Below are 6,900 nucleotides of genomic sequence, written 5' to 3'. Positions count from 1 at the left end.
GCTATGGCTTACTGCTTCTACTTATTATAAAAGAGCTTATGAGAAAGGTTGTAATCTATTGAAAAGCCTTCACAGGTTAGAGTCAGACAATAAAATCAAGCTCTAAAGGCATGCGCTTTAAGAATAGTGAAAAAGCCGTGGAAAAGTAAAGCTCTTCCTATAGCTTACTATGTTTCCACAGCTTAAAGGTGACTGTAACAGCTAAGAGCTTAGCTAATGGATTAAAAATATATAGCTGCCCGAAAACTCTACAGCTAAGCTCGGTGAGTGATAGAATTAATAACTCTGTAACATCTTCTCCTTTCTCTTCGCAAATTCCTCCTCGGTTAAGATGCCGTTCAGTTTCAGTTCATTGAGCTTTTGTAATTCTTCTGAGATGTTTACGGTAGCGGGAGTGATGTTGCCAAGCCCGTTGTTGTACTTTACGTTAAAGTCATAGTCAGACATAGTCAGGAAACGAATAAAATCAATAAAAGCTATGATTGCAGGTATCAAGGTCCAGAAGAACAGGATACACAACACCCCCCGGCCGGCTTTGCCCAGATAAAAGAAGTGGGCACCGAAGCCCCCTAGAAAAAAAGCTAAAAGAGCTGCTGTAGTTTTGTTTTTCATTATGTGAAATTTGTTTGTAGATGTTGCTGTATAAAAGAATTACTTTGCCTGCTCCTTAGCCAGGTCCTTGTGCGCTATGTTTACTTGGTACTTGGAAAAGCGGACGCGCAGCGTCTCGATCGTTTGGAGACCGTAAGAACCTTCCATTTCTCAAGTCTGTTTTTATAGAATATATATTAAAGTGTAAATATATTATTACTTGAATAATAACACCTCCGGTTTGGTGATTATTTAAGTAAATTGTCAGACGTGCCTGAAGTTGCCAAGGAGGCTACTTGTGGAATAGAGCAAATTCAGGAAGAGAGCCTATCCAGAAGTAGAAGCGTGTATGGCAAACGCAATAGTAACTTTCCATTCTCTATGGTTAAAGCACAAGCATGTGAAGTACAACTTATCATTGATTAGAACGGATACCACGGTTTATTTCGCATTGACCCAGTTCCATCCGAAGTAGCCATCATTTCTTTGTCAGGATATGCAGATCTTCAGTAGACAAGGGTTCTTCTTGCCACAATCATCAACCTAAAGTACTGCTCCAGTGTCTCCCTGTCGTTTGGATTGAAAATACACTAGCTTTCCAGTCTCCGGTAGAGTACCCCCAATGCATCGGTATAGCTTTCAAGATCACTCAAGCCTTCACCGTTCTTCCGGAAAGCCAGCCTCAGCACAAAGCTGAAGATGGACTCATCTCGCTATCGCTTCCTTTTTCGTGTATCTGGCCTTTATCAGTCCCTCTCTCCTCTTTTTTTCATATTCCCGACGGAACGGAGCCTTTCAATTTGCCCTGACCGAAGGGAGGCAAATCCCCTTGCGACTTCAGAAGCCAGGGCAAGTAGATTTTTGTATATACAAAAGGATTACTTGCTTAACTACGGTCAGTAGACTTCACTACTACTAAAAAAGGCTTTTACAAGCAAAAAATATGAATATATGCTCTGAAATACATGTCTTATATAGTGTTATTTAACATGAAATAGTATTGAATAGACTTAAATAGTATGGTTTAACATGATTTAGTGTGAAAAAGAAAGAAAAACATACAAAATAATACTATATCATAGTAAACCGTACTAAATCACACAAGACAACACAAAACAATACTAAACATGAGAATATAAGTCTGTTCCATTCAAAATAGTATTGCAAGTTCATTCTAAAAGATAAACCCAAAATCATGATCCAGTATGGAAGGAACACAAAAAGTTACAATTGAAGGATTCAGAAAATGTACAACAAGGAAGCCCTGGCACGGCCACAAAAAAGCCCTTCTATATTAAATAGAGGGGCTTTTTGCTTTCTTTAAGATCAACGGGTGTCTTACTTTATAAGTAGCGGCTTCATCCTTTCTCCTGTCTCTAATTTTTGCAGGCTTAAGTTACCACTAATATATACTGCTGATTTCTAAATACTTGCAAGCATAATATTAAAACCTTAACACTTCCATATCCTTCACATAACATTCTCTTAACTCTACCGCCATAGCTTTGCAGTATAATCTAACCCAGCAATGTTATGATGCTAAAAACTTTTACTCTTAACTTAAACAAGCATTTTACAGCACTCCTTGCCATCATGCTCCTGTGTTGCTTAAGTGCCTTCGCCCAATCACAAACAGTAAAAGGGAAAATAAGTGATGATCAGGGTGCCCCACTTCCAGGAGCAAGTGTTTCTATAAAGGGAACTACTAACGGTACAATTACCGATGTTGATGGAAACTATTCTCTACGCATAAATAATAGCTCTGATGTACTAGTCGTAAGCTTTATTGGCTTCCTTCAAAAAGAGGTGCCTGTTGGTTCACAGTCCATCATAAACATAAGCTTAGAGCCAAACACAAAACAATTAAACGAGGTAGTAGTGACGGCCTTAGGTATTGAGCGAGAACAGAAAGCACTAGGTTATGCAACACAAACTGTTTCTGGAGAGAACTTAAATAATGCCCGCTCTAACAATTTTGTTCAGGCCTTATCGGGTAAGGTGGCAGGCCTTAACCTTATTTCCCCTGGATCTGGCCCTGTAAACTCTACAAGAATTTCCCTCCGTGGCGATAACTCATTAGATCCTAATAAAAACAACGCCCTGATCGTTTTAGACGGTGTACCAATGAGCAGCGATATAACAGGCTCAGGGGCAGGAAGTGCTTATGGAGCTGGTTCAGGTAATGATATACCGATAGACTTTGGGAATGGCATTGCAGACATTAACCCGGATGACATTGAAAGCATTACCGTACTGAAAGGCCCAAGTGCCGCCGCGCTATACGGAAGCCGTGCAGCCAATGGAGCCTTGATCATCACGACAAAATCAGGTGCTCGAAAAAATAAAGGCATAGGCGTAACTGTAAATACCAACATCAGCTTTAATGATGTACTAAAGTGGCCTGATTTCCAGTACGAATATGGCCAAGGTACAGAAAACTTAAATAAAGCCGGAGAACCTTACTATTCTTACCATGCTTCAGAGGATGGTAACAACACAGGAAGTACTAGTAGCGCATTTGGTCCTAAGTTCGATGGTCAATACTATTATCAGTATGATCCTACCCTGGAAGGTCAGTCAGCAGAGAGACAACTGTGGAGACCTTATAAAGATAACGTAAAAGGCTTCTTTAGAACAGGCCACACCATCACCAATAATATATCCATTGAAGGAGGTAACGAAAAAGGCTCCGCCCGTGCTTCTATTACGCACTCTAAGAATGAGTGGATTATGCCTAACACAGGCTATGAACGCCTTACAGCTGCTTTAAGCCTGAACTATAAGGCTTCAGATAAGCTTAGGTTTAACTCTAAAATAAACTTCACCAACAAGAAAAGCGATAACCTTCCTGGAACTGGCTACAGCAACCAATCTATATCCTATTTCATGATCTTCCAGAACCCAAATGTGGATTTAGCCTGGTATGAACCAAGGTGGAAATCAGGACAAGAGCAAATTGCTCAGATACACCCCTTCAGTTCGTACATTGATAATCCTTATGTGATTGCTTATGAGATGACAAATGCGCTGAACAACTATTCCACTGTCGGCAATATATCCGCTACTTATGAGTTCTCACCAAAATTTGATTTGATGGTGCGCTCAGGTATTGACTTGAGTAGCGAAGACCGGGAAATGCGCCGCCCTTTTAACACAGCAAACTTTACATACGGGTACTATAAGGAACAGAGCATTTTTGACTATGAAACAAACACAGACGCCTTACTTACTTATCGTGACAAGATCGGAAGTAAAATAGATGTAAGAGCTTCTGTTGGTGGCAACATCATGAATCGCAAGTACAGAGGAACTGATGGCGTGGTGGATGGACTAGTGATACCGGGAGTATATAAACTCTCCAACGGCATCAGCACTCCGTGGATGCAGACTCGCCACTTTAATAAAAAAGTGAATAGTTTATATGGTTTGGCCTCTTTTTCTTATGAAGACAAAGTATTTATAGACATTACAGGCCGTAACGACTGGTCCAGTACATTGCCTGTACAAAACAACTCTTTCTTTTATCCCTCCATTAGCTCAAGCTTTATCCTGACAGACCTGTTAACCTTGCCGACACAGGTATCTTTTGCTAAGTTAAGATTATCAGCAGCACAAGTTGGTAATGATACCGATCCATACAAGACCAGAAAGTACTATGGGCCAAGCGAATTTGCCGGCTCAGGTTCTGTGCCTACATTACTACACAACGTTGACTTCAAACCTGAGATTACGACTAGTTATGAAGCCGGTTTAGAATACATGCTGTTCAATGGCCGCATTGGAATGGATGTAACCCTCTACAGAAGCTTTACGCGTAATCAGATTCTGGAAGTGCCGCTTGATAAAACAACAGGTTATTCTAGAGCTGTTGTGAATGGAGGTAAGGTTCGAAATCAAGGTATAGAACTGGTATTAAATGCCAAACCTATCGATAACTCTTTCTTCAAGTGGAAGTCAGCAGTAACCTGGTCCAAAAACGACAACAAAGTCTTAGAGCTTACAGATGGCATGGTGAATGACGAACAACCTCTTTATTCTGGGGGCCAGGCAACTATTATTGCCAAAGTTGGCGGTACTACAGGCGATATTTACGGCTATGGATTTGTAAGAAGCCCTGACGGACAAATTGTTTACGATGATAGTGGTTTACCTGCTTATCCTAAAGAAACTCAGTATATTGGTAATGCCTACGCTGACTGGAAAGGAGGTTTCTTAAATGAATTCTCTTATAAAAGCTTTAGGTTCAGCTTCTTATTAGATGGCTCATACGGAGGCATTATATATTCTCAGACCCACCACAAAATGACAGAGCAAGGCAAGCTGGAGCATACACTGCGAGGCCGTGAAGAAGGATATATTATTGGCGAGGGAGTGGTAGACAACGGTGACGGTACTTTCTCTCCTAACACGACCAAAGTAAGCCCTCTTGAATATTATAAGAGGTACTACCGCCGAGCTAATGTAGAGTCTAATTCTTTCGATGCTTCTTACCTGAAGCTTAGAGAAGTTCGCCTGGAATACAATCTTCCAACGTCACTACTTGCCAGAACCAAGGCCTTGAACGGAGCAAGTATTGCGTTGTACGGACGTGACCTGGCTATGCTTACCAACTTTCCAATGTTTGACCCTGAAACAGCAGCACTTAATGGCGATACCATTATGCCAGGTGTTGAAATTGGTCAAATGCCTTCCACAAGAACATACGGTGTAAATGTAACATTGAAATTCTAGAAAGGCCTCCTCAGGCACAATACCCTAAATTTCAGTGCTGCCAGAAGCGTAGATCAGATTACGACTGGCAGTTCTCCCAAAGAAGAAAAAAACATGATAACTATAAAGAAGATTTTTGTTTTGCTCGTGGCACTTAGCTGCATCAGTGTTGTTTCTTGTACCGACGATTTTGAAGAAATCAATATTGACCCTAACAGAATAGAAAGGATCAGTCCCGGTACTTTGTTAAACCCAATTATCTACGAAATGGCTAGCTTCAATACTTCCAGAAGTAATGCCTATACATTCGAGATTATGCAGGTGGCACTTCCTTTTCCAAGTCCATCTGGTGGTGAGCACCGCTACGATATAGGTGAAAATGCCGGTAGCTCTACCTGGAATACCTATTATCGCTGGTTAACAAACATCAAAGAAATGGAGGCAGCAGCTGTTGAGGCAGAGGATCCTAACTATCAGGCAATCGCGCTCACACTAAATGCCTGGACGTACTCTTTGCTTACAGACAGTTTTGGAGACGTACCAATGGTGGAGGCAGCACGCGGCGATGAAGGAATTTTTACTCCGGCTTTTAATACGCAACAAGAGGTCTATACCAAAATTTTATACGACCTTGAAACTGCCAGCAATTTGTTTGATCCTTCTAAGGACATGGTATATGGTACTGACATACTTTATGGGAATAATGTCTCAAATTGGCAGCGCTTCTGTAACTCCTTACATTTAAGGCTACTGTTAAGAGTATCAAAACGAGAGGAGATGAATTCCTTTGCTAAAATGGCAGATATCATCAATAATCCTGAACAATACCCTGTGTTCACGAAAAATGAAGAGGCTGCTATTCTTAAAATATCAGGTGTTCCGCCTCTTATATCTCCATGGGGCCGTTACCAAGACTTCAGAACAGGTCGTGCAGCAGCCGAGTTCTTCGTGGATAACCTGAATAAATTTAATGACCCTCGCCGTAAAATGTTTGTGACACAGGCCACACCACTTAACGACACAACTTCAATAGGATATAAAGGTATACCTAGCGGTTATGCCGGTAATGACTCACAGTTCGACTTCGTACCATCTACCATGAATGTTAATCTTGTTATTGCACCTATGATTTCTGTAATAATGAGTTATGCCGAAGTAGAGTTCATTAAAGCAGAACTTGCCCAGAAAGGCATTATAAGCTCTGATGCCAAAGTGCATTACGAAAACGGTGTGAAAGCAGCCATTGAACAATGGGGAGCTGAGGTACCAGCTGATTACTTTGAAAACCCTGCTGCTGCTTATGATGGCACTTTTGAGCGTATCATGCTACAAAAGTATTATGCCCTGTACTTTAACGATTATCAACAGTGGTTTGAGTATCGTCGCACTGGCTTGCCTGTTTTACCTAAAACAGAGGCGATGTTAAACAACAAGATGGTGCCTGTCCGATTCAGATATCCTTCTGATGTGCAAATTTTCAATGGTGCCAACTACAAACAAGCAGTAGAAACTATGGGAGGAGACGACATCAACACGAAAGTCTGGTGGGAAAAATAAGCCTCATGTAAATACATTTTCATAAAGCAGAGCAAGTTCTTC

The 6,900-nt window shown here is 41.1% G+C and carries 3 protein-coding genes; 2 read left to right on the top strand and 1 reads right to left on the bottom strand.

The features are described from left to right. Positions 1–276 precede the first annotated feature (276 nt). On the bottom strand, positions 277–612 hold the full coding sequence (locus tag LN995_RS20310) for an NINE protein (protein WP_229962925.1): 336 nt from the start codon (positions 610–612) through the stop codon (positions 277–279). 1,512 nt (positions 613–2,124) lie between these two features. Between LN995_RS20310 and LN995_RS20305 the strand changes: the two genes are divergently transcribed. Continuing rightward, a complete protein-coding gene (locus LN995_RS20305) occupies positions 2,125–5,322 on the top strand; it encodes a SusC/RagA family TonB-linked outer membrane protein (RefSeq protein ID WP_229962924.1) in 3,198 nt (1,065 codons plus the stop codon). A 93-nt stretch (positions 5,323–5,415) separates the two neighbouring features. Next, a complete protein-coding gene (locus LN995_RS20300; protein WP_229962923.1) occupies positions 5,416–6,858 on the top strand; it encodes a SusD/RagB family nutrient-binding outer membrane lipoprotein in 1,443 nt (480 codons plus the stop codon). Positions 6,859–6,900 lie beyond the last annotated feature (42 nt).

Origin of the sequence: Pontibacter silvestris (assembly GCF_020907275.1) — a bacterium.
Taxonomy (GTDB): Bacteria; Bacteroidota; Bacteroidia; order Cytophagales; family Hymenobacteraceae; genus Pontibacter; species Pontibacter silvestris.
Note: the sequence above shows the minus strand (reverse complement) of the source record. Positions and strands in the feature narration are given on the sequence as shown.

Coding starts and splice junctions, on each gene's coding strand:
- LN995_RS20310 (WP_229962925.1), bottom strand. CDS start 612: ATGAAAAACAAAACTACAGCAGCTCTTTTAGCTTTTTTTCTAGGGGGC.
- LN995_RS20305 (WP_229962924.1), top strand. CDS start 2,125: ATGATGCTAAAAACTTTTACTCTTAACTTAAACAAGCATTTTACAGCA.
- LN995_RS20300 (WP_229962923.1), top strand. CDS start 5,416: ATGATAACTATAAAGAAGATTTTTGTTTTGCTCGTGGCACTTAGCTGC.